22 protein-coding genes are annotated in these 25,732 nt (G+C 39.6%); 6 read left to right on the top strand and 16 right to left on the bottom strand.

Going from position 1 to position 25,732, the window contains the following annotated elements:
• Positions 1-659: 659 nt before the first annotated feature.
• The 10 genes from IIC38_12010 to mtaB form a co-directional block, all read right to left on the bottom strand.
• On the bottom strand, positions 660-2,942 hold the full coding sequence (locus IIC38_12010; GenBank protein ID MCH8126671.1) for a HAMP domain-containing protein: 2,283 nt from the start codon (positions 2,940-2,942) through the stop codon (positions 660-662).
• Between the two features lie 98 nt (positions 2,943-3,040).
• On the bottom strand, positions 3,041-3,178 hold the full coding sequence (locus IIC38_12005; GenBank protein ID MCH8126670.1) for a hypothetical protein: 138 nt from the start codon (positions 3,176-3,178) through the stop codon (positions 3,041-3,043).
• 284 nt (positions 3,179-3,462) lie between these two features.
• Positions 3,463-5,232, bottom strand: a complete 1,770-nt coding sequence (locus IIC38_12000) for a hypothetical protein (GenBank protein MCH8126669.1) — start codon at positions 5,230-5,232, stop codon at positions 3,463-3,465.
• Positions 5,233-5,682: 450 nt separating this feature from the next.
• Positions 5,683-6,945 carry a response regulator gene (locus IIC38_11995; GenBank protein ID MCH8126668.1) on the bottom strand — a complete coding sequence of 421 codons (1,263 nt, stop codon included), beginning with the start codon at positions 6,943-6,945 and terminating at the stop codon, positions 5,683-5,685.
• 2 nt (positions 6,946-6,947) lie between these two features.
• Complete coding sequence (locus IIC38_11990; GenBank protein ID MCH8126667.1) at positions 6,948-7,124, bottom strand: hypothetical protein; 177 nt, start codon at positions 7,122-7,124, stop codon at positions 6,948-6,950.
• A 1,084-nt stretch (positions 7,125-8,208) separates the two neighbouring features.
• Positions 8,209-9,903, bottom strand: coding sequence for an L-lactate permease (locus tag IIC38_11985; protein ID MCH8126666.1), 1,695 nt, complete (start codon positions 9,901-9,903; stop codon positions 8,209-8,211).
• Positions 9,904-10,052: 149 nt separating this feature from the next.
• The gene (locus IIC38_11980; protein MCH8126665.1) at positions 10,053-10,439 is read right to left on the bottom strand and encodes a type II toxin-antitoxin system VapC family toxin; all 387 of its coding nucleotides are present in this window, start codon (positions 10,437-10,439) and stop codon (positions 10,053-10,055) included.
• Complete coding sequence (locus tag IIC38_11975) at positions 10,436-10,660, bottom strand: type II toxin-antitoxin system Phd/YefM family antitoxin (GenBank protein MCH8126664.1); 225 nt, start codon at positions 10,658-10,660, stop codon at positions 10,436-10,438. Before IIC38_11975 ends, IIC38_11980 begins: the two co-directional genes overlap by 4 nt.
• 71 nt (positions 10,661-10,731) lie before the next feature.
• Positions 10,732-12,054, bottom strand: coding sequence for a tRNA (N6-isopentenyl adenosine(37)-C2)-methylthiotransferase MiaB (gene miaB / locus IIC38_11970; protein MCH8126663.1), 1,323 nt, complete (start codon positions 12,052-12,054; stop codon positions 10,732-10,734).
• Positions 12,051-13,355, bottom strand: coding sequence for a tRNA (N(6)-L-threonylcarbamoyladenosine(37)-C(2))-methylthiotransferase MtaB (gene mtaB, locus IIC38_11965; protein MCH8126662.1), 1,305 nt, complete (start codon positions 13,353-13,355; stop codon positions 12,051-12,053). Before mtaB ends, miaB begins: the two co-directional genes overlap by 4 nt.
• A gap of 267 nt (positions 13,356-13,622) precedes the next feature.
• On the opposite strand from mtaB, the gene IIC38_11960 reads away from it, so the two are divergent.
• From IIC38_11960 to IIC38_11935, 6 genes are all read left to right on the top strand, one after another.
• Positions 13,623-14,960 carry an NAD(P)/FAD-dependent oxidoreductase gene (locus IIC38_11960; GenBank protein MCH8126661.1) on the top strand — a complete coding sequence of 446 codons (1,338 nt, stop codon included), beginning with the start codon at positions 13,623-13,625 and terminating at the stop codon, positions 14,958-14,960.
• Between the two features lie 39 nt (positions 14,961-14,999).
• A complete protein-coding gene (locus IIC38_11955; protein MCH8126660.1) occupies positions 15,000-16,556 on the top strand; it encodes a 4Fe-4S binding protein in 1,557 nt (518 codons plus the stop codon).
• A 357-nt stretch (positions 16,557-16,913) separates the two neighbouring features.
• Complete coding sequence (locus tag IIC38_11950; protein ID MCH8126659.1) at positions 16,914-17,060, top strand: hypothetical protein; 147 nt, start codon at positions 16,914-16,916, stop codon at positions 17,058-17,060.
• Between the two features lie 9 nt (positions 17,061-17,069).
• Complete coding sequence (locus IIC38_11945; protein ID MCH8126658.1) at positions 17,070-17,210, top strand: hypothetical protein; 141 nt, start codon at positions 17,070-17,072, stop codon at positions 17,208-17,210.
• Positions 17,211-17,445: 235 nt separating this feature from the next.
• Positions 17,446-17,679 carry a CopG family transcriptional regulator gene (locus tag IIC38_11940; protein MCH8126657.1) on the top strand — a complete coding sequence of 78 codons (234 nt, stop codon included), beginning with the start codon at positions 17,446-17,448 and terminating at the stop codon, positions 17,677-17,679.
• 9 nt (positions 17,680-17,688) lie between these two features.
• The gene (locus IIC38_11935; protein MCH8126656.1) at positions 17,689-18,060 is read left to right on the top strand and encodes a type II toxin-antitoxin system PemK/MazF family toxin; all 372 of its coding nucleotides are present in this window, start codon (positions 17,689-17,691) and stop codon (positions 18,058-18,060) included.
• Between the two features lie 68 nt (positions 18,061-18,128).
• Here IIC38_11935 and IIC38_11930 read toward each other — a convergent pair whose 3' ends face one another.
• The 6 genes from IIC38_11930 to IIC38_11905 all read right to left on the bottom strand — a co-directional run.
• A complete protein-coding gene (locus IIC38_11930) occupies positions 18,129-18,488 on the bottom strand; it encodes a cupin domain-containing protein (protein ID MCH8126655.1) in 360 nt (119 codons plus the stop codon).
• A 165-nt stretch (positions 18,489-18,653) separates the two neighbouring features.
• Complete coding sequence (gene arsM, locus IIC38_11925; protein ID MCH8126654.1) at positions 18,654-19,508, bottom strand: arsenite methyltransferase; 855 nt, start codon at positions 19,506-19,508, stop codon at positions 18,654-18,656.
• Between the two features lie 166 nt (positions 19,509-19,674).
• Positions 19,675-20,133: a GNAT family N-acetyltransferase gene (locus IIC38_11920; protein MCH8126653.1), complete on the bottom strand. Its 459-nt coding sequence runs from the start codon at positions 20,131-20,133 to the stop codon at positions 19,675-19,677.
• A 6-nt stretch (positions 20,134-20,139) separates the two neighbouring features.
• Positions 20,140-20,571: a MarR family transcriptional regulator gene (locus IIC38_11915; GenBank protein ID MCH8126652.1), complete on the bottom strand. Its 432-nt coding sequence runs from the start codon at positions 20,569-20,571 to the stop codon at positions 20,140-20,142.
• 312 nt (positions 20,572-20,883) lie between these two features.
• On the bottom strand, positions 20,884-25,062 hold the full coding sequence (locus IIC38_11910) for a choice-of-anchor B family protein (GenBank protein ID MCH8126651.1): 4,179 nt from the start codon (positions 25,060-25,062) through the stop codon (positions 20,884-20,886).
• 173 nt (positions 25,063-25,235) lie between these two features.
• A partial coding sequence (locus IIC38_11905; protein MCH8126650.1) for a hypothetical protein occupies positions 25,236-25,732 on the bottom strand: 497 nt, incomplete at its 5' end.

Below are 25,732 nucleotides of genomic sequence, written 5' to 3'. Positions count from 1 at the left end.
AGTCATCCATCCATACCCACAATAATAACAAATACTTACGGTATATCCTAAAAGTAAAAGCAGGATTTACAGTCCTTGCTAGAATGAGGACAATTTAAATATTTCTTAATCGATAATCAAGCATTATAATTAACACAATTTCAAAAATGGTTAGTTGGTTTTATATAGATTGAAGAAGATTCTTTTTACTCCAATATTAAGGTTGTTTTTCCCCATAATAAAGGGGCTAGTATCCCCCGGGGGACGATTAGTCTATCCCTGTAAAAGGTAATGACATTTAAGTTAAGCTAATTAGTTATTCAGATTGAGCGAGATTTTAAATTTTTCAAAGTCAGTATTTACAGGGAAATATTTCTTAATGAACCTAAAAAATAGGATCTAGGTGGGCTTTACGTACCGTTCAAGAAATCCTCGGCCACAGTCAAATCACCATAACCCAGATTTATAACCATATTGTTTGTGAAAGAAAGAAGAAAGCATTAGAAGCATTGACATATTAAAGCCAAAAATATCTGCTGACCGTCGCCCTAGTTAAACGATTCCTAACTTTCATCGCAATATTCAATGGCATGCATTATGCTTAAGTTGGGTAACATCAATTTCTTCTTCAATCACTGCAAGTCTCAATCTAAAGAATTTATGCTTAAATTATTATTTTATTAAAAATTGCCAAATTCCTCATCGTCTAACTTTATTATTTCTGCAGGGTCAATGTCCCTAACTTTATCTTCAGCTTTGCTTAAAACCGTAGAGTCAAATTTAGCATCTGAGCTGTCAAACTGAGGAGTTACCTTTATTCTTCCTGTAGCTTTTCCAAATCCCTTTTCCTTTAATTGAAATTTGGTCAACATCTGTTTTAATTCAGCCGCCTGGCTGGATAACTCTTCTGCTGCTGAAGCGCTCTCTTCGGCATTTGCAGTATTGGATTGCGTCACTTTGTCAATTTCTCCCATACCTATATTCACCTGGTCCAATGCATATGATTGTTCATTAGAAGCAGTATCGATATCATTCACAAGTTGAGTAACCTTCGATACGCCATCGACAATTTCGCTCAAATTCTTGGCTGTCTGGTTAGCAATCTTGGTTCCATTTTTAACTTTACGAACTGATCCCTCAATCAGGTCAGTGGTTTCGCTGGCTGCTTTTGCGCTGCGTTGGGCCAGGTTACGGACCTCTTCAGCGACTACGGCAAATCCCTTTCCGTGTACTCCTGCTCGTGCTGCTTCGACTGCAGCATTCAGGGCTAGTAGATTGGTCTGAAATGCAATTTCATCGATCACTTTTATTATTTTGGAAATCTGCTTCGATGAGTCATTAATCTCATTCATAGCTTGTAACATCTTTTTCATCTCTTTGTTGCCACTATTCGCTGCGTCACCTGCTTCCGATGCCAACTTATTTGCTTCCGTTGCGTTATCTGCATTTTCCTTTGTTTGTGCCCCTACTTCAGCTAAGGAAGAACTCATCTCCTCCATGGAGCTTGCTTGCTGGGTTGTGCCTTGGGATACCGATTGGCTGGAATTGGCCACCTGCTCTGCACCACTTGCAACCTGATCAACCACATTGGCAACCTGGCCTAATACTTTATTCAGAGATTCCAGAGTAGTGCCCAGGGACTCTTTCATTTTATTGTGATCGCCTTTATAATCTTCTTCAATAGTAACCGTCAAATTACCTTTGGCCATTTCACCCAGACAATGTACCGCCTCATTTATCGGTTTCAAAATATTGTCCAAGGTATTGTTCATACCCTGAATGATCTCACGATATCCTCCTTCAAATTTTGAAGTATCTCCACGGACAACTAAGTGGCCTTCTTCAGCAGCTTTTGAGAGCATAGTACCCTCATCAATTAAGGCCATGAGATTTCCTCTAATCGAATTTATGCTCTCTGTTAAAATAACTTGCTTGCCGGGTAAAACTCGCATTTCTTTCTCTAAATTGCCCCGGGCATATTCTTGAAGAATTTCAATACCCTCGGACATGGGATGTATAACTGCATCTAGCGTATCATTGATGCCAACCAATAGTTCAGAATAAGCGCCCTGAAGTTTCTCCGGGTGGCATCTAGCGTCTAAATCACCTGCTTTCTGGTCATCTATGGTTTTTTGGAGTTCTGTCTGCATTGTGATAAGGGTTTCCTTAATGGTCACCATGGCTTTACCCAATAGATCTCCCTCTGATTCGAGCTTAATTTCTAAAGAAAGATCTCCTTTTGAGATTGAATCTGCAAACTCTGCTTTTTGCTTAAGCATACTTAGCATTTCGTTGAATGAGTCGGCAAGCTGTCCCACTTCATCTTTCTGGTTGATCTCAACTCTATCTCTAAGATCGCCCCTGGCAATTACTTTGGCCGCGGCGGTGATTTTTTTCATTGGTAACAACATTCTGTTGATAATTAATCTTGAGAACACTAGCGAAATGCTCGTCAATAGGATCAGTACTAATAGCGTGATTTTGTACATCGTTGCTATTTTACTCTTCATTTTCTTTAAGGAAAAGCCCAGGACGACATAACCAAATCTGCCATCTTCATATTTGATGGGAGAGGTCACCTCAATAAATGTGCCGTCATTCTGAGAGCCATTTGTAATTTGCTCTCTGTTTTTTCTTATGTCATAGTCATTTGGATTATACTCGCTTAAGAGTTGGTTCTTATCATCATATATCTGGACATATGCGACATTTTCATTTTCTTTAATGATCTCATAGCCTACTAGGATAGATTCCGGGTTTTCATCCTGAAACCCAAATGCAAAAACATATGATAATAAAATTGTGACGTTATGAGCTAGTTCGTTCGTAGCACTGAGGATCTCTTCTTTTTGACTTTTTGGAAAATAATAAAGACTGAACCCTGAGTGCATGAGTAGTGTAAAAACAATAATTAGGCTGATTTTGTTCTTGATTAGGATATCTTTAAAACTTTTCGTTTTCATTTGTATCCATCCTTGCGGAATTCTAGGTTTAACATCGAATTTACTCTTTCATTACTATTTTCCAAAACGATAATCTGTGATAGTGTGTGAAACACCATCTAAAGATGGCACCTTAATGGATCGTATAGATTAAGCGCATCGATGAAGGCAATTGCTCCCTCATCGGAAGCTACAAATTTCTTAACCTCTTCATCAGAATCCAATACTTTTGGTCCGGTGTCTCCTCCACCAAGCATTTTTTTACTTTTTCTTTTGTCACAATTGTTTTCCTTACCTTTTAATAAATCGACCCACTTTCATTTTTCATGAAATTTTAATTTACTTTTGTGTAAATTAACATATCCGGTATATCAGGAGAGATATTATAAGTTGATAGCCATAAATAAAAGTGGCTTCAAAGTTTGAACAATACAAAGAGTCAGAGACTCAATTTCTGAAGATTTGCGATGACTTGCTTAAGCCGGCATGAGTATCATTAATTGCACTTCCCTTAGCAGTTCCACTCTTGCCAAAAGCAGCGTCAATGTATCTTTCGCTCAGTTTCCATCGTGTATTTGTCTTCTAGATTCCGAAAGGCCTCAATATTATCAGCAGAAGAATCGACCGTAGAGACAAAGGAGCCGCTTTCTCCAACAATATCATCGAGCCACATTACTACCTCATCAATCATAACACTACCCTTTTTGTGTACATCAATTTGCCGGACACTACTAGTGATGTCTCTAGCAAGATCATTCTTATTAACTTGTACGAGCCCTAAAGATGTGTTTGCTTCTTCATTGATCAATTGAATCGTTTTCATCCTCACATTCATGTCGTCCACCATTTCCCGAACATCGGAGCCCATTTGTGCAGAGTTTAAGTCCGTTTCATCCCCAAGCTTCTTCCAACTAGAAATCATCCGGATTAGTTGTTCAGAAACTGTGGTTGCCTGGCGACTTGTATCTTTTGATAGTGATTGAATCGCTTCTGCTAGAACACTGATTGCTTTTCCGCTTTCGCCAGTATGTGCTCCACCGATCTGAGTATTTATTGCGATGAGCTGAATATTTGAACTTATTTCATCGATTTCATCTAAAAAAGAAGACATGTTGCTTGATTTTTGCGCCAGGGAAGACATTGTACTGAACAATTTTTGAATAACATCGTCGCTTTGATACGCAAATTTTTCTATTCTGTTAATGTCTTTTTGAATATCCGTCAAAAATGATAAGTTAGCAAGTTCGCTGATCCCAAGCATGCCAATCGAATCCGCTGAAACCTCCCCGATTAAAGATATAATTTCATTGAGGTTCCGGATGATGAGATTAACTTCGCTCTGAAGTCCATCCTTTGCATGGCAAAGCTGTGCCGACTGAATACGGCAGGTGTCGGCAACTAAGCGTGCCAGTTCATTCTGCTCACTTTCATTTATTTTACCAAGCTCGAAACCTTTAAGCCTTTCCGCTATCTCATTGAGCGCGGTTACAACATGTTCTATTTTCTGCCGCGTAATATCATCGATCTGCATGGATACGACAATATTGTTTATATTCTTATAAACATTTCTTGAAAATTCTGAGATGTGTTCAATTGCCGTAGTTCGGGCACCATGTTTTTCAAGAACCGAATCGATATTCCCACGCGTCTCGTTAAGGATATCGGCTGCCGTTTCCTGTCTCTCTGCTAATTGGCTCAATTGCGAAATACTTTGGCCAATTAATGTGATTAATAATTCTGTCTCTGCCTGGATATTTGAACATTTTGAATCAATAAGATCTGACAAATTTCTGACGTCTTCTGCTATCGCGTAAAAGCTAATGTTCATTTCAGTTATTGCAGCACTTTCAATTCTCGTATAAACACTAAGTATTCTTAAAGTCTTGGTTGTTTTGGTAAATCCCTCCATTGACAAATTGAATTCCAATAGCTCATTCATAACATGTTTGAGAAGCCCTGAATTCTCACTGGCTTTATTTTCAGTTAACATAGTAAGGATGGAAACCTTATTCAGAACTGCCAGAATGCCATCCCATGATTTCAGTATTTCTTCACTTGATATTTGTTTTGCTGCTGCTGATGCGTTTCCGGCTAATGTTTTTGCGCTATCTGAAAAAGCTTGAAGATTCGATCCTATGGAAAAAAAATCCTGATCAGTACTAATTTGCAGCCTATCCAGACATTGTATGGTCGAACCAATAACCTGACTAGATCTTTTTAAGAAATTGGAAAGCTTCTTGTTCGCGCTGTTTGAATTGGCTACTTTTGCTACATTTTCCATAGAATTGATATTACCTAACTTATTTTTCATGTTGCAAATCCCTGTCTAGACTTTGCTTCATCAAGGATAAAAGACAATTCCAATATCCCACCCTATCTACTGCTGCAAGCGAGATAAACCCAGCAGATACTTTTTTTACTTTTTCTCTTGCCACAATCAATTTTATTGTTACCCAAATAATCCTGAATGTCTTAACATAGTAGTGGTATGTCAATTTTCCATTCACCTACCAGCTCAAAGGCCGTAAGGAACTTGTTGTTTTTCACGCCTAAATGGTCTGTTTCATAAATTCGGTGACATATTTTTAACCAGAATTACAGATCTGTAGTCATTTGTTTATCTCAATTACTCCACCTAACCTCCCCATAGTAAGGGGAGGAATTCCACCTCTTTGTTTTAAGGAGGGGGTGGGGGAAGTTAATAATGCATTTTTTGATATTGACAAGTACAATTTTAATACGTCAGTAATTATTTCTTTAGTTATTGGTTAATTTGATCTCTTCGTTTCTCACGAATAGAATGACGGGTTATTAAAGCCGGTGGTTGCTGCACTTTCTGCATAATCCGTGCAGTACATATAACATCCAACAGCTCGGACTGTGAAATTGTTTGCGACAAATACGCCGCAATGCCAAGCTCACGGCAACGAATTGCATCCCCTCTTTGACCAGCAGAAGTATGAACTATGATTATGGTATTATCCCATTCCGGATTACTTCTAATCTGAGTAGAAAGTTCAAACCCATCCATCGTTGGCATATCGATTTCAAGTAAAATTAAAGAAAATGGTTCATCTGCATGTTTTAATTCCTCGAGAGCTGAAAATCCATTATCTGATTCCTGGGTTGTGATTTTCAAATTATTGAGCATTTGGATTAACGCAGTGCGACTTTTGGAGTTAGGATCAACTACAAGTGCCGTTAGATTACTCACATCTTTAGGATTGAAAGATGAGGGCAGCTCCATTGCCGTGTTCTTCATGCTGAAACGTGATGTGAAGTGAAATGTGCTCCCTTCGCCGACTTTACTCTCTACCCAAATTTTCCCTCCCATCAACTCAACCAGCTTTTCGCTAATGGATAATCCAATACCCGCACCAGGATATTCACGAGTCGAGCTGCCATCTGCTTGCACAAAGGCATCAAATATAATCTTTTTCTTTTCAGCAGGAACACCAATGCCGGTATCGCTGACGGAAAAGTGTAATTGAAGATCATGCTCCGTCATATCATATGAATCGTCACCATTTTCATATACACTAACTCGTAGCGTTACTTCGCCAGTATGAGTAAATTTAATGGCATTCCCAATAAGATTTGTAATGACTTGCTTAAGCCGGCCAGGATCGGCAATTAACATATCCGGTATATCAGGAGAGATATTATAAGTTGATTTTAGTTTTTTTAGTTCGGCCATAAATAAAAGTGGCTTCAAAGTCTGAACAATACAATCACGCAGACTAAACTCGATTGGATTTAATTCCAGATCACCATTTCTTGTTTTGGAAAGTTCAATGAGATCATTCATTAATGTAAGTAGTATTTCCGCAGAAGATTTCGCAATATTTAGATATTCTTCTTGTTCCGAAGTGATGTTAGTTGTTTCAAGGGTTAGATTTATAAAGCCCATGATACTATTCATGGGTGTGCGAATCTCATGACTGATATTAGCAAGAAATTCGTCTTTCATTAATTCGGCTGTTTCAATTGAGTTATTCTCTTTTTGTAATTTTTCTTTGATCATAGTTAATCCCCTTTATATGCATTTAGGAATTTACCGATCTCTTGGGATTGTTCTTCCATCTTCTTACAATCTGTAATATCTCTGACAATAGATGTAACGCCAGAGGTGTTCTCATATCTGGTGACTATTGGAGTGGTTTTATCCTCAAAATTACCTTGTAATTCTTCTTTATTAGCCACCGAAAGACGCTTCCTTCTCATCTTATTCAATGAGAGAATTGATAAAATTCCAATTAACAAGGCTCTCACGCCGATTTAACTTTGAACTGGCCATAAAACCGATTTTAAACCCATACTCAAATTTTAGTTTTGACTTATGCTTTATCATTATAACTTTCAAAAATCAGCACAAAAAAGCACAATCAGCACACCTCTATAATGGACGAATGACGATTGTGCCTTCGACTTACAGACCTTAAATTCTGCACGAAAAGTCGATCCACATCTTAATAATGCAGATCTGCGAACTAATTCTTAAGAAAGAACCGGATAATCAAATTTAAAGGAATAAAACATTACTAACTTTTATTTAATCGGTATAGAATAAAAAATAATTTAATTAACCTGCATAATTCATGAATTATGCTTTAATGCTTAAAACTTCCAACTATGTCATCCCGTCGCGTGACGGGATCTATTTCCATACATTTGAAAAAGCTGCATGATAAGCGTAAAATATATTTAAAAGATCATTTCCACGATTAACAGTGATAAGGTTTATGCTATGCTATTACAGTGTAAAACTTTGTTTTTTGAACAAACTTTTTAATAGCCGTTTTTTCTTTTTAGACAGGATTAACAAGATATACTGAATTTTTATCCTGATAATCCTGTTTATCCTGTCTAAAAATGAACATCTAGATTTGCTAAAGTATATTTTTTGTTTACAGCCTTGAGCTGCGCTATGAATAGATCAGGTTAATTAAACTTAGCTTGTAAATAACCGTTAAATAGCATTTGAATCCATTTCGAAATAGGACGTTCGGTTTCCTAGCACAGAAGAAAGTTGTAATGATTTTGCATTAAGCAATATGCAAAAATTTTGACGCCGTTTGTACTAATCGAAGCTATCATCTTTTTAATAGATAAATGTAAATCTGGTTTTAAGGAAGATGTTTTCTCTATTGCATCCTCGGTTGAAGATAGGGTAGAAATGTCCTTTGAGAAACGAATCGTTTATAAAAGTTTTGACCCTCCGTTTTGATTATAACCTTCAGAAAGTTAGGGTCTAAGCCTACGATATTTTTAAATTTTATCAATCAACTCAAAAAACCAACGGATCTGAAATTTGCAAAATCCATATTGCAGCCAAACCCAGTAACCCCACAAATACGACATAATAAATAGTTGGCAGTATGGTTATGCGCAATGTGGATCCTTCCTGGCCCAGTAACCCTACGGTTGCTGATGCAGCTACGACATTGTGGATGGCAATCATATTGCCGGCTGCAGCTCCCACTGCTTGCAATGCGACAACCATAGCTCCTGAAATCATCAGACTATCCGCCACACCCTGTTGAAACAAACTGAACATGAGATTACTTACCGTATTGCTGCCGGCGATAAAAGCACCCAACGCCCCGATAACCGGAGCAAATAGCGGCCAGATTTTGCCGACATGTGCCGCAACCCACTCTGCCATGGCAATAGGCATGCTGGATAAACCCAGTTCATTAATACCAGAGTTGATGTAAACACGTACCATTGGCACGGTAAAGATAAGCACAAAACCTGCACCCAATAACATTTTACTTGATTCCTGAAACGCGGCTTTCATTTCACTAAGATCCATTTTGTGGAGAAAGTAAGTCAGGAAAACTACAAAAATAATAATGCTTCCAGGAAGGTAAAGAGGGGTGCTCGATGCATTAATTCCACTACCGAGAATGTTTATCCAGTTCAGATTTAGCCTTTTTAGCAATGTATCGATATGCAGTTGGGGAAGACGGCTCAGCACCAAAAATAATGCAACCAAAAGATATGGGACCCAGGCAATTTTAGTGGATATTGGACTTTTATTACTTAATCCTTCAAGTTTCATTTCGATCTTTCCCATCCAATGAGCCGGCCATTCTGCCGGAGGAGCAAAATCCCAGCTATCCTTTGGCACCAGGAATTTCTTTTTTGCTGCAAAAGTAACAATAGCAAGACCAACCAACGCTCCCAACAGCGATGGAAATTCCGGACCCAGGAAAATCCCGGTTAGCACATAAGGCACGGTAAAGGCCAGTCCGCCAAATATGGCAAAAGGTACTATGGAAAGTCCTTCCGACCAGGATCTGTTTTTTCCAAAAAAGCGGGTCATCATAATCACCATGAATAATGGAATCAAAGTTCCGACAATTGCATGTAAGACAGCCACATTTGTAGTAATCATTTGCAGATAATCACCAAACTCCAAATTTGCGGCCGATAACCGGTTAAGTATATCGGGATTTTCCAAACCCCCTCTCACTCCTACCAGAATGGGTGTTCCGCAAGCCCCAAATGTGACCGGTGTGCTCTGAACCATCATACCGAGCATAACCGCTGCAATAGCTGGAAAACCCACTGCAACCATTAGCGGCGCCACAATAGCTGCAGGTGTGCCAAAACCGGAAGCGCCTTCGATAAAGGAACCAAACAGCCAGCAAATAATCACAACTTGAACACGACGGTCTGTACTGATATCTGAAAAGCCGTTACGAATGGCTTTGATAGCGCCCGAATGTTTGAGAGTGTTCAACAAAAGCAATGCCCCGAAAATGATATAAAGAATATCAAAGGTAATAAACAGTCCTTGAATGGTTGAGGCGGCTACATGTGTGGCTGAAACACCCCAGGCAAAAAACGCGATAATTACTGCCACAACATAAACTATGGGCATAGCGATTCTTGCCGGCCAGCGCAAGCCTACTAATAATATTGCAGCAGTGAGAATAGGTAATACAGCCAGGAAAGCTTGAAGTGTAAGAGTCATAACGAGGATCTATTTTTTCATTAAAAAGACTTACTGCTTATATAAATTATTAAATTATATAATAAGTAACGTCGTGTTAATACCTAAAAATCCGTCCCCATTTTGAAGAAGTCCAAAAAATAAATATTAAATTCCATTTGTTCTTTTTGCTACCATATTCTTTTCACATCATATTTATCAAAAATCCTATCACCACTGATCAAGTCCATCTTTTCCTCAATACATTGTGAAACCAATAATCTGTCAAAAGGATCTCTGTGATAAAAAGGAAGTCTTGCGATGGGAAAAACATGTTGTGCCGAGATTTCAAGGAAACGGATATTATTTCCTAACACATGTTTATCTACAAAACGATTCAACAACCCTTTGATCTTCAGTTTTTTTAAACTGATTTTGATAGACATTTCCCAAATACTTGCTACACTCAGGAAAATATCATTTGAATTTGCTAAATAAATGTCTTTTACCCTTTCAGTGAGATTTGGATTATCTTCAATAATCCATAGAAATACATGAGTGTCAAGTAGGTATTTCATTGATATTCGCTGAAATCTTTTAGTGAGACATTAAAATCAGTTGCAATTTCAATCTTACCCTTTGCTGTTCCGAGTTTTCTTTGAGGCCGATGTTCCTCAATAGCAATGAGCTTTGCTATGGGTTTATTTCCTTTCGCAATGATCACTTCACCGCCGTTGATGACCTCTTTGATCAATTTTGAGAAATGTGTTTTTGCTTCGTGTATATTAACTTGATGCATGCTGTTAATCCTCAGTTTAGTCGAATATATGACTAAGTTACTAACGAATACCTAAATTTTGCAAATTTTATTTATGTTTTCTTTTCAACCACTTCCCCACGCAGAACATTCGGAGTAGCATCAGTAATTTTTACGTTAACGAACTGTCCTCGTTGATAATTCCCCTTTGGAAATATTACAATTTTATTGCCGTCGTTTCGACCCTGGAATTCATGTTCGGATTTTTTTGTCTTTTCTTCTTCAATAAGTACTTCGTGAACCTGTCCGATATGCGCTTTATTTCTCTTGATCGAATGCGCTCTTTGGATTTCATTTAGTTTGACGATCCGCTCGGTTTTGACCGCATCAGGGACATCATCAGGGAATTTACGTATAGCCACGGTCTGGGGTCTTTCCGAATACTTAAAAATGAACGCGGAATCGTATTCCACTTCTTCCATCACTTTTACTGTATCTTCAAACTCTTCATCTGTTTCCGAGGGAAATCCTACGATGATATCTGTGGAAAGAACAATTCCAGGAATGAGATCTCGTATTTCATCTACCAGGTTGAGATATTCCTCCCTGGTATAAGTGCGGTTCATAATGTCCAGAATGCGATTATTCCCTGCTTGCAGCGGCAGGTGAATTTGACTACATACTTTCGGATTTTCTGCGATCAATTTTAACAGATCCCCGGGAAAATCTTTGGGATGTGGTGAAGTAAACCGGATCCTTTCGATACCGTCTACTGTGCTGATGGTTTCCAAAAGATAAGCAAAGTCCTTACCCTCATATTTGTATGAATTGACATTTTGGCCAAGTAATGTAACCTGGCAAAAGCCGTTTGCTGTAAGCTTTACTACCTCATCTTTTATGTTCTCCGGCGAGCGGCTGCGCTCCCGTCCGCGGGTATATGGAACAACGCAAAATGTGCAAAAATTATCGCATCCTCGCATAACCGCAATCCAAGCATTCACGCCCTTTTCTCTTGACGATGGGTAAACATCGGAGTAGGTTTCGAACTCCGACAGGGTTACATCAAAATGGTTTTTGCTTTTGACCTCTAAATTTTCAATCAATTGAGGTAGTCGTTTATAGCTGTCAGGTCCGGCAATAAAATCAATAGGAAGATTGGGATTTTCCAACAGCTTCTTGCGAAAATTTGTGGCCATACAACCCAATATTCCAATTTTAACATTCTTACCGTTACTCCCGTGTTTTATCCTGTGAATTCTGCCGTACACCTTGCGATTTGCGTTATCGCGAACCGAGCAGGTATTAAGGAGGACAATATCAGCATCTTCTTCCGAATGGATGATTTCGTAGTCATGTTCCTTAAGCACGGTTTTGACGATCTCCGAATCGTATACATTCATCTGGCAGCCGTACGTTTCTATGTACACTTTTTTCATGCAATTGTCCCAATCATGGCTTGCTGTTCAATCTCTTCAAGTCGCACTTGTACTATCTCATTCTCTAAATTTATATCCGATTCAGTTTTTACCCGAATATAATTATCTGTCAATCCGGTCCAAAATCCGTTTTTCTTTTGTTCGAATAAAACGGGCATTTCCCGATCGATGAAGCGATCAAAAAAAGAGGTACGCTTGCGCAGGCTTAGTTCCCGCAATCTTTTACTTCGCTCGTGGATCACGGATTTCTCAACTTTATTTATAGATTTGCGACTGCGTGTATGATCTCGATCCGAATAACTAAATACATGAAAATAAGCGAAAGGTGACTCGAGCAACATTTGGTAAGTCTCATCAAAATGAACATCTGTCTCACCTGGAAATCCGACAATCACATCGGTACCTAAGCAGACATCTGGTATTTTATCATTTGCAAACGACAGGAATTTCCCAAACTCAGAAACAGTATATTTACGCTTCATCGCTTGTAAAATCTCATCACAGCCACTCTGGATAGGAATATGGAGATAGCGACAGAATTTTTTATTCGAATTGATTACCCTTATAAAATCTTCCGCTATTGTCGTAGGCTCGATGGATGAGATTCGAATTCTCTTCAGGTTCGTGAACCTTAATAAGCCAATTAAAACATTTGCCAGAGATTCACCTTCGTAGGAATAGGTACCAATATTTATCCCCGTTAATACCAATTCTTTATATCCTGCAGCCACCAGTTGTTCGGCCTCTTTTTGAATATCATCAAATTCTCGACTCCTGGCTCTTCCGCGGGCAAATGGAATTTCACAAAATGAACAGAAAAAATCGCAGCCATCCTGTATTTTTAGATTAGCCCGCGTTCTACCGGGATCGATTCCTGCTATGGGTATGGTAAAACTTTTGCGTTCAATTGTTGGTGTGATCACTTGAGGAGTATCTGTACCAGCTTCCGCCAACACTTTGGCTAATTGCATTTTAACACCATTGCCAACCACCCATTGCACGCCAGGCAATTCGAGTAATTTCTCTCTCTGAACCTGTGCCTGGCAGCCCACCAGGGCAATTTTTGCTTCCGCATTAATGCGGTTCACTTTATTAACCGTTCTTCGCGTGTCCGCGTCACCGTTTGCAGTAACCGTACATGTATTAATCACCACTAAATCTGCGGGGTCATTAAAGTTCACGACTTGGTATCCGTCAGCTTCAAAACCACGCTTAATAATTGCTGTCTCAGCCTGGTTTAACCGGCAGCCAAGTGTATAAAAAGAGACTTTCTCTTTTTTATTTTGATTTTCCTTTTTCATAAGCAGGCAAAATATAGGAATTATACCTTGGCTTTTCAATCAAAACATGCGTGTTAGAGCACTCAATTATTTGAAGAGATTTTATTTGCTCATAAAAATTCAATTTGTTATTTGCAATGACAAATTAAATAACTAGATTAAACCTCTTTTATCTCTGTGGCTAAAACCTTAAGTAATTTGAAATATAAATCAAATCTAATTGTTACATTTTTTAATAAATTTCATCAAGCTTCAAGATATCATGCATAATTTTGCTGGAACTAAAAAATGGTAGAACAACATTTAGTCATCATTGGAAATGGAATAACTGGCATTACGACAGCCCGACATGTCCGGAAGCTTAGTGATAGTTCCATCACGGTTATTTCCAACGAAACAGACCACTTCTATTCCCGAACTGCTTTAATGTATATCTACATGGGACACATGGGTTATGAACAAACCAAACCCTACGAAAACTGGTTTTGGCAAAAAAATCGTATCGACCTGGTTCGGGGAGCTGTTACTAAAATTGATACGGATCAGAAAGAGTTACGATTGGAAGATGGTCGATCCATCCATTACGACAGGCTTGTGATTACGACCGGATCCAAGTCCAATAAATTTGGTTGGCCGGGCCAGGATTTGCCTGGCGTGCAGGGGTTGTATTCGTACCAGGATTTGGAATTACTTGAAAATAATACAAAAGATTGCTCTCATGCCGTAATTGTTGGCGGTGGTTTGATTGGGATTGAGCTTGCTGAAATGATTCTATCCCGTAATATTCCTTTGACTATCCTGGTTCGGGAAAATTATTATTGGGATAATATCCTGCCAATGGAAGAAGCACGGATGATCGGTAATCATGTTTTAGAACATGGTGTTGACTTAATGTTAAATACCAATTTGAAAGAAATGCTGGCAGGTAAAGAGGGCCGTGTTAGAGCTATAGTAACACAAAACGGGATAGAAATTCCTTGCGATTTTGTCGGATTGACGCCAGGGGTTCATCCAAATATTGATCTGGTAAAGGATACAAAAGTCGAAACCAATCGCGGTGTGTTGGTGAATGATTATCTGGAGACCAACATTAAAGATGTTTATGCCGCCGGTGATTGTGCGGAAATAAAAGTAGGTGGCGATAGCCGAAATCTCGTCGAACAATTGTGGTATACAGGCAGATTGCAGGGTTTAGCCCTGGCCAAAACTATCTGTGGCGACAGGACCCAATACGACCGAGGAATTTGGTTTAACTCGGCCAAATTTTTTGATATCGAGTACCAAACTTATGGCTTTGTTAGCAATGTGCCAGTTGAAGGTGAGGAAACTTTTTATTGGGAGCATCCGGATAAACGGCAATGTGTTCGTTTTGTTTATAAAAGCTTCTCTAATGAACTGATTGGTATGAATTTCTTTGGCATACGTATGCGCCAGGAAGTTTGCCAACGTTGGATCAAAGAGCGGCGAACGATTGAGTTTGCCTTAGAAAATTTACGCGAAGCCAATTTCGATCCTGAATTTTTTCACCACTATGAGCAAGATATCTTAGATGATTATAACCTAAAGTTTGGCAAACAAATTCAGCTAAAACAGAAAGAAGGTTTTTTTAGCCGAATCTTTGCATAGCATTTCATCAATATCCAGAAGATCCAAAGTGGAGAAAGTATGACCGAACAACACAATATTGAATCTAACCATAATTCTTTTAATAATTTGAAAATAATTCGAATTTTCGGATTGACACTTTTTATAACCGGCCTTGTGATTTTCACATTTACCATATTTATCGGCAATTACCAAATTACCGATGATGTGCTCGAACGGGCGAAAGCCAAAGTTCCGGCTGATCGTTTGGAAAAACTTACACCGCTCAAAGATCAAATATTCTCATCTAAATTTGTCATGCTCGATGAGATTGAAAAATATATCAATGATGACAATACCGTTCAGCCCTATCAACTTGGCGAATATAAATTTTGGCTGTTAAAAGAATCCACCAGCGGGTTTTTGCGGGATAACACTCCCCTATTTCTTTTACTGACCATCGTGATGGGCTCGGTTGGCGCTTTGATTTTTTTCCTACCCGGACTGAAACAACTGCCGGGAATTAAGAACAATCACATCTTCAATAGCTCTACCATGAACCGCGGATTAATCGGAATTATCATCGGCATTTACTTGATTGGCTTTTACATCTTGCTGTATTGGTACCCAGAGTATATCGTAAACATGATTATTTTAACCGATCCCGTCAGCCAGTTTTTGCGAAATCAACCGGCGGACCGTTGGTTTTTGTATGGTTTATTATATACTTTTGTAATAATTGTAATGGGCATTCGTATGTTTATCAAATATCGCCACAGCAATTATCATTTGGTTCGGACAACTTCAATCATTTTTTTTCAATTCGGTTTTGCATTTATGATCCCCACGCTTTTGGAGCGCATGAATCGCCCCAGTATGGATTTTAAAAATGCCTGGCCGTTAAACTATTCTTTTTTCACAGATTGGAATCTCAACAGTCTGACAAATAGCGGCAACCTTGGCATGTTTATGTTGTTTTGGGGTATCATTCTGGCGGCTATTGTCGTCCCATTGATGACTTACTTCTTCGGCAAAAGATGGTATTGTTCATGGGTGTGTGGCTGCGGTGGTTTGGCAGAAACCCTCGGCGATCCATTCCGTCATCTTTCAAATAAATCAGTGAAATCCTGGCGCATCGAGCGTTGGATGATTCATACCGTTTTGGTTTTTGCTGTTGTTATGACTTTTATGCAAATTGTCAATTATGTTTCAGATGGTTCGCTCTTCGGCAATTACACCTGGCGGGTCAACCAGGCATACACTTTCCTGATCGGGTCCGTATTTGCCGGTGTCATCGGAACCGGCTTTTATCCCTTAATGGGAAATCGAATGTGGTGTCGATTTGGTTGTCCCTTAGCGGCAATTTTGGGGATGGTGCAGAAATTCAAGTCCCGTTTCGTTATTACGACCAACGGCGGTCAATGTATATCCTGCGGTAACTGCTCCACCTATTGTGAGATGGGAATCGATGTACGATGGTATGCCCAGCGGGGACAAAACATCATCCGGTCATCCTGTGTGGGTTGTGGCATCTGTGCATCAGTTTGTCCGCGTGGAGTCTTAAAATTAGAAAATACTGACCCCAATAAGCGATATAATGTAACCTTGGATGATGAGATGTTGGCTGTGAGTAAATAATAAGTAAGTTTTGCTTTATGGCTCCTGATATACATGAAATTATAAATCTCGTTTATTCCATCGAAAATTACCCTGTTTCATACGAGTAAATATTTACTACTACGACATCGATTCATAAGTTAATTATTCAATACTAATACATGATATTAAAATTTTAGAATAATATTTTTGAGGTTCGATCGTGCGAAATAACCATAAAGTGACTTAGACAGCAAACTTAAGCATAATTTATGTCATTGAATATTGCGATGATAATTAGGAATCGTTTAACTAGGCAATTTTTTAGTCATATTGCAGCAATCATTGAACTTTATCCAAAATATTTATCTCAGCACCCCGAAGACTCATAATAAGAGAATGTCGTATGCCGTGACTTTGACTCAAGCTGACAAGATTGATGAGGCAAAAAAGGAAGGAGAAAAAGCGCTCCAGTTGAGTCCGGGCGATCCTGTGATGTTATATTACGGAGTTTGTCTGTACTCGCGATTAAAAGAGAAAGACTGAGCCGTTGAATTGCTTAAAAATGCGGTTACTGCCGGATATGAAAATTTCGATCGGATGCAAAGAGATCCTGATTTCGAAAATATTCGAAAAGAGCCCGGGGATATTGAGTTAGTTCATGGGAAACAAATATTAGAAATACCCAATGACTAATATTTAAATTCATCTTCTGAGAAGCTATAAACTTTGTTTAATTTTCTTTATCTAAAAGTTCTTCTATAATGGGAGACCAGGCATCAACCGTTTGCACTGCTTCATTCTTCGTAAGCGCCGTTTGAAATGGTTTTAAAGAATTTCTGATTTACTATCAATAAATAGCTTGACAATCCTATATAATTCTCATATATAATAGTTGTATTTATATTCCATATATAATAAGGATATGCTAATGCCATATGTAAACTTAAATATTCCGGATAAACAATTATCAAAACTAGATTCTATAAGGAAAAAGCTTAATAAAAATAGAAGTGTTTATATTAGAGAAGCTATTAATTATTACATTGTCAAGACTGAACGGGAATTCTTAGCTGAACAATTTAATATTGCATCAAAAAAATGTCGCGATGAAAGCATTTCTGTTTGCAATGAATTTGAAAATATTGATTTAATTAGTGAATAAGAACGAATTATGAATATTGAACGTGGCTGTTTCTATTTAGCTGATCTGAATCCACAAAGAGGTAAGGAAGCAGGAAAGACTCGTCCAGTGTTAGTATTGCAGACAGATTTATTGAATGTAGCTAAACATCCTTCTACTATCGTTATTCCTGTTACATCAAATATAGAAGAGAATGCCGAACCATTGCGGGTTCGAATACCTAAGGGAAGTAAAGGATTTCAAGTCGATTCAGATCTTATGATCGATCAAGTTCGCGCAATTGACAACCGTCGATTGTATAAATACAAAAACAATCATTTAATTAAGAAAATTGCACACGCGGATTGGCAATTAATGCAAAAAATTGAAAAATGTATTAAAATGGTTTGCGACCTGAATTAATTTAGAAGTTTGCAATTAAGACTCGCCAGACTGCGAAATTTATTCAGCTATTTCCATATTCGAATTCTTTAATTTATGGCTTCATTTTCATAAGGATTTCCCTCAGTTGTCCAGGCATCAACCGCTTTCACAGCTTCATTCTTCGTAAATACCGTATGAAACATTTCACCAGGAATTGCAATGACTTCGCCTTCCTTAACAGGATAGATCTGGTTCGCTATTTCAAAATACAACGTACCAAGTAAAACCATGGTTATCTGCTCGCTCTCATGTTGATGAAGCTCAAAGCGGATGTTCGGCTCTACTTCGAAATATGTAAACATGACTTTGTTCAAAGCAACCGACCAGAATTTTGCGCCTGGAATGGCTTGTTGGAGTTTTAATGTATCTTTTGTATAAAAATGTTCCTGGTTTCTATCAATAGTCATATTTAACTTACCAGCCAGTATTATTACCAAAAGGACACGAAGTTCACAAAGGTAAAAAGGGTTTCATCCTTATTTTCTGCTTTTTTAAGTGCCTAAAGATTTAATGAAAATTTGCTGTTTTTTTTTGATATTCTTTGTAACCTCTTATCCTTCCTGGTTCATAAATTAACTTTTCTTACCCACAATTTTAGCGCTCCATATTCTCCCAGCGACCTGTTTCAGAATGGATTGACCATCTTCTCCATTCAACTGCACTTCATATTTTTCCATAAATCCTTTGAGCGTACTTTCTTCAAAGACAATCCGGGATTCAACTTCAACATCTGTCAATCCGGCATCTCTCAAACCTTGGAGATAATCTGTTTCTTTAATGGCTCCTGCGATGCAGCCGGTCCAGGCATAAATGTTATTGGCGATGAACTCCGGCAGATCATCTCCCAGGACTATATCAGAAATAGAAAATTGGCCGCCAGATTTTAATATTCGAGAAGTTTCAGCAAAAACCTTTTTCTTATCCGGGGAAAGATTGATCACACAATTGGAGATGACCCAATCCACGCTGCTGTCTTCAACAGGCATATTTTCTGCTTCTCCCATGCGAAATTCAACCTGGGTGTACCCACCTTTTAGTGCGTTTTCAGTGGCTTTTCGGATCATTTCAGGAGTCATGTCGAGACCGATCACTTTACCGCTTTTCCCCACTTTATCTGCAGCAATAAAACAATCTATTCCCGCTCCGGAGCCAATATCTAAAACTGTCTGTCCCTCCTTCACCCCGGCAAAAGCCAACGGATTACCGCAACCGAAGGAATTCTCCACAGCTTCTGCAGGCAGATTTTTCAGGTCCGCATCTGAATAGCCGGCAGACTTTACCAAATTACCCTTCATAGTTTCCGTAGGGCTGCAAAATGAGTCGACAGGCCCGCAACACGAACTGGAGCCTTCAGAAGTAACCAGTGTTGCATATTGATTTCTCACTTCCTCCTTAATTTTATCATCTGACCATTTGTTTTCACTCATGACTTTCTCCTTTTACTTGTAAGTTACAACTAATTATTTAATTTTTTTTGAGTTAATTACCTTATTCCATATCCAAAAACCGACTTTCTTCTGATTTCCATTGCAGTATTTTTTTTAAGCCTAAATATCTTTTCACGTCTAACCTCCGAATTGAGAAAGTCGGTTTTTATTTTTGATTATCTAACTCTAATCTCATACAGGGTGCACTTACCGGACATAAGTATTGAAACTGAATTGCAGTCTTCACTTTGCGATCTACTAAATCCCTTGAAATGGTTTCGAAGCCAAATCTTGCAAAAAAAGTTTCTGCGGTTTCGGTAAGTAAATATAACTCTGAGATCCCTTCGCTGTGAGCCTGCTGTATAATCTTGTCAGTTAACAGACGACCATAACCCTCACCCTGGCGGTTTCTGTTTACCGCTAATGAACGAAGGATCGCTTTATCCTCATAAATTTCCAACCCTACAAGACCAACCAATTTCTCACCTTCGTAAAGTGTTATAAAATGATTGAAATGCTCCTGAACCCCTTCAATAGGCAAATTCACTGATCCAAGAAGCGATTGAATGCCATGATAGTCTTCTATTACTGCGGGTTGGATGTTGTATGTTTTGGTCGAATTCATGATGGTTCATTTTCTACTTGTTTCATTCTTAGGCTGTACACAACAGGACTGCCAGTGGTCAACTGCCTGGTTTAATTTTTTGAGAAAATCAATTAGCATTGGCCTATGTTCCTCAGGAAACTGCTGCAGAATGATTAATTCTGACTTGTAAATATTTTGCCAGATACTCTGGTACATCGCCTTGCCGGATTCAGTCAATGTGATGGTTCGTTTGCGGCGGTCGTCGGAATCTTCTTCACGAACAACAAATCCTTTTTGAACCAACTGTTCTACCACCCTTGTTACAGTGCTGATTTGAAGGTGCATTTTATCAGCCAGTTCATTCATGGCTAATCCACCATCTTGTAAAGCTTCCAAAATATAACATTGGCTTACTGAAACTCCGCAACAAATAATCTGGTTGCGATCGCGAAACTGGTACTTTTTGACCAAGGTCACAATCTGCTCGTGAAATTTTTTGACTTGTGTATTCATTGTTGACATAAATTTTAATTACTTGCCACTACCAATAGTTGTATGTTACAAGTATTATACAATAAGAAATCTAAAAAGTCAAGCAAATTTTACAATTGCATTCCAGAAAAATAAATTTACTACAGGGTTTTAATTGTATGAAATTTCCAATCATAATACTTCCCCTCCCCAAAAGCAGATTAATTCTAAACTCTCTATAAAATAATTAAACCTTAACTTACTATGAATGCACCGATTACAGAATGCAACTTCCCACTTGACCACCCTGTTTTACTTCTAATGTGCCATAACCAACACCAGGATCAATCCTTCCCCACTTTCCAAACCTTCCAGCGCTTTGCCGATTATCACCCCTTCACACTCTTTAGCTTCAGCACACCGCATGGCAAAACCGGGCTTGTTGGATATTGTCAACAAGTCTCCTGGATGAATCTGTCCATTCTCGGTTGTTGCCTTGACCGGAACTCTGCCCATCAGTACGAGCATGGGTCGGCTGGATATCTTTATTTTCGAAGTTTTCACTTCAACTGATGCGGATGCTGCATCCATTTCCACTGGATTATTTCCCAAGATAAATCCTGGATCTGTTGTTATGATACCGGCGATTAATTGGCTGTTGCCACGAGCTTTACGATAATATCCGGGCACGGTAGGATCGAGTTCAACAATGTCGCCAGCTTCTACTGGTTCGGAAACATTGATGCGCTCGGCTAAGTCAGCACCGCTTGGAATGAAGGAACCCTGGGCAAACACATCGCCAGTGGAACGTTCGACGCGAAAGACAAGGGGTGAAGGTGGAGAGCCAGGATCAAAACTGACCACATAAAGCCCACTCTGTATATCAGAGATGAGTATTTTTCCAGATGGAAAGAACGGGAAAGCACCCCAGGCACCGTTAAATCCGCCTCCCGAAGGAGAGGTGTCAAAAAATCCAGCTTCAAAAATGTTATTGGGATCGGTAATATCTACAATTCTCAGGCCATCTGCATAATGAGAAATATATGCGAAATTGCCTTTGATATGAGCATTATGTGCTAAATTGCCGGGCCCGAGATATTCGTCAGTAATCGAGGCATTGCCTAAGTCTTGAATATCAAAAAGCTTAACCGTTTTACCTTGGGTTTCTTCTGTTGTCATCAGGAAGTTTCCGTCATCACTAAGCCAGGCATTATGAACATAGCCCGCATTAGGAATTTGAATCCGCTCAACAAAAACTGGTGTGGCGGGAACCGCTAAATCGAAAATTCCTATAGAACCGAGAGTTCCTTCAGATACATAAACAATACCATCTCTTGCGTATATATCATGGCATTCAATACCAAACTGAGAAATTTGGACGGGATTTATAGGATTCGCAAGACTGATTGTTCGAACCGGTTCAGAAGCGCTTCCTTCAGCATAGAGAATGGCATTGGCTTCGTCAATATAAATATTATGTGAGGTGCTAATTCCAGTATATGTCCCAACAAGTGTAGCAGAGTTTGGCAAATTGGATAAATCGATGATTTGCATACCCCCACTGGTTTCGTTAACTACATAAGCGAAGTTTTGAAATGTTTTTATATCTTTCCAGATCGATGTTGGGCTTGAAATAAATACAACTTCAGCAGCATTACCGGAATCTGTAATGTCAATAATACTTGTTCCATTTTGTACACCTAATAGAGCATATTCTCTTCCATCAGGCGCAGTGTATCCCCAGCAATCGTTATACCCAACGGATGGATAATCGTTAACATTGTCAAGAAATGTCACGTTCGGGCTACCTTGCGGAGTAAAACCGTCGACCAAATGTGTCGCTGAACTTACTGAGCCTGTCGGGATGATGGGTTGCCCACTCGTAGCTCCTGTGACGTTCGTTATGTTTCCCACAGGTAATGAGACCGTTAATTGATCTCCTGCTGTCAAATTGTTCACATCTCCAGTGAAGATGTATCCCATGGTCCCCAGTGGTACTGTGAAACTTGAGAAGGTTATTCCGTTATTTATGTCTAATGGATTTTCTAGTGTTCCAACTGCATTTTCTCCTGTATCTACACCTCCATTATTATTTGTATCCTGTACCAGTTGAAGATTGGCAAAATCACCCGTCACTATTCCTGTAGTTGTTATCCCTAAAGTTAAGCTTGAGCCGATATTAGCTGCTTCTCCTGATGCTGTTAGACTAAACCGGAATAATTGTGCTGAGCTAACTGAAGCTGAACTAGTAAACGTATCAGTTGCCTGTCCTCCGCCATTCTCTGCTAAAGTCAAGTCTTGGACAATACCGCCACCGTCAAAAAACTCTATATAGGTCTGCATCAACTCTGTCCTCGTAGCCGGCGAAACCCCATCAACCAATTGCCCGAACTCAAAAGAAGTCCCAATCGTGCGACTATTGGCAGAGTTTACAAGCCTGCTGCCAGTCTTGCTTGCTTCTCCTTGAACTAGAATATTCGCTATGCCACAATTAAACGCCGGTGTATTGTTGGATTGAATCAGAAAACCAGTATCAGTTGGGTCAATGTGATCAGGGTAATTGTCGGTTCCAACATTGTAATCGAAGTCCTGACTCTGAGCAAAATCTGATCCCAGGATTCTATTCAACTCACCGCCAAGTGCACCATCAGCTACGGCATTAATTCCAAAAGTAGGTCCAAAATCATGGCCACTACGGTTTGGGGGATCCCAGAACCACACTTCACCACCTTCCAGGTATATGTTTCCACCTGCAGCGATGAAATTCTCAATGGCAGTTGCATCGGCACTGTTTGCCGGGATCACAAAGTTACCAGGATACTGTCCTAAAACAGCAAAAAGGTAGGTGAAATCAGGCAAGTTCACCGTCGTCAGGCTTGTCACTGTCATATTCGATATGCCTAAGGCGTCCAACGCTGCAGCAATTTCAGTGGTACTCGCTAACGCTAGCTGAATGCTCTTCTGTGTTTCAATCCTCGATATGGGTTTACCCCTAACTTTTACTGCTCGATTGACTACCATCTGGGCCGCCGTTGCTCCTGTAGGGTTCCAAACCAAAGCATCGATTGTCTGTGTTTCTATATGTGTCGCTGAACTTACTGAGCCTGTCGGTGTGATGGGATCTCCACTCGGATCTCCAGTGACGTTGGTTATGTTTCCCACTGGTAATGAGACCGTTAATTGATCTCCTTCTACCAAATTGTTCACGTCTCCTGTAAAGATGTATCCCATAGTTCCCACTGGCACTGTGAAACTAGAAAAGGTAATTCCATTACTGATGTCCAATGGATTTTCTATTGAGCCTACTGGATTTTCTCCTGTATCTACACCTCCATTGTTATTTGTATCCTGTATCAGTTGAAGGTTGGCAAAATCACCCGCCACTATTCCTGTTGTCGCTATTCCAAAGGTTAAGCTTGAGCCAATATTAGCTGCTTCTCCTGATGCCGTTAGACTAAATCGAAAAAGTTGTACAGATGAAACAGAACCTGATCCATCAAATGCATCTGTAGCCTGTCCTCCGCCATTCTCTGCTAACGTTAGTTGAGCTGAAGCACCTTGAAGCAATGCTGGTTTGAACATTGCCACCTGCTCATCCATTCGCTGCGACTGCCCCGGTGTGAATTCATACATACAGGCATCGTCTACATAATCCATAAAATTATGAATAGGGTCAACACCAACAGTTGGGCAAGTATCTCGACCGCTCGGGCAACCAGTTGCTGCGGTTTCTTCATCTGGTGTATCATCTATAATGTCACCGGGCACATTGCATCCATTTGGTTCCGGATCAAAGGTATGTAACAATCCCAGGTAATGTCCGACTTCGTGAGTGCCGGTATCACCTTCGTCGAAAGGAGTTGCCGTACCGCCGGGAAGCGTTGAATACAAAACTACTACACCGTGGAGAATATCATTTTCCGGTAAACCTGAAGGTAAATAAGAATAACCTAATATATTATTAGGTGGATTGTTGGTGTAAATATTTAATGTGGTAGTCAGATTGACAGCCAGGGCCGTTTTATATCCCACTTCATCATTATCGTTATACCAGTTGGCATTCGCGGTGCGATCTATACTGAACAGGCTAAATTGAAAGTTGGAACTGACAAAACCTGAATTTAAGGTATCCACCTGGGCCATGATTTGTTGATCGGTAACATCTCCTGTAACGCCATCGGCATCGGTGATGATGTGAAACGCCACCGGAATTATGACAATGCTTTGCCGGTTGACCGGGCCAAATCGTTCAATCCAACTCCGGGCACCCTCCTGGAGCCGCAGTCTTTCTTCAAGGCTTGATGGGCGGGTGGCACAGCGTATGCCATTGACCATCTGGCCATCAGCCCCCTGGTAAATGATATTGGGTTTGGATTGAGTCTGTGAAGTTAATAACTGGTTTTGCTGTTGACCAAACAGTGGGTCGATTGTGAAAAAAAATAATAAAAAAATTAATGCAAATAGTTGTCTGCTATTTTTAATGATCTCACTCCACATATTCTCTTTACATAATATTAAGGTGAATATATAGGAGTATCGCACTAAATGATCAATTTCATAAATACATATCACTCTAACCGACATTACGAGGTTTCGACTGAGAGCCTTCGGTGGCGATTATCTTCCTTACGCAAAACTCTCTGATCCTACCCCAGCACAGTTGCCTAATGCTAATGTGCCATAACCAACACCAAGATCATTCCCTCTCCACTTTCCAATCCTTCCAACGCTTTGCCTATAATCGCTCCTTCACACACTTTTGTTTTACCATAAATCATGGCATAACCTGGCTTAGTGGATATTGTCAACAAGTCTCCTGGTCGAATCGGTCCGTTTTCGGTAGTGACTTTCACAGGGACTCTTCCCATCAATGCTAACATGGGTCGATCTAACGTTTCAATTTCGGTTGCATCCTTATTTGCAATAAATGTGGTTGCATCCATTTCCCCTGGATTATTTCCCAAGATAAACCCTGGATCTGTTGTAATGACACCGGCGATTAATTGGCTGTTGCCACGAGCTTTACGATAATATCCGGGCACGGTAGGATCGAGTTCAACAATGTCACCAGGTTCGACCGGTTCTGAAACATTGATGTGTTCGGCTAAATCAGCACCGCCTGGAATAAAGGAGCCGTCGGTGAATACATTTCCGGATGAAAGCTCGA

This window comes from candidate division KSB1 bacterium (assembly GCA_022566355.1).
GTDB lineage: Bacteria > Zhuqueibacterota > JdFR-76 > JdFR-76 > DREG01 > JADFJB01.
This window is presented reverse-complemented; position numbering and strand designations above follow the sequence as displayed.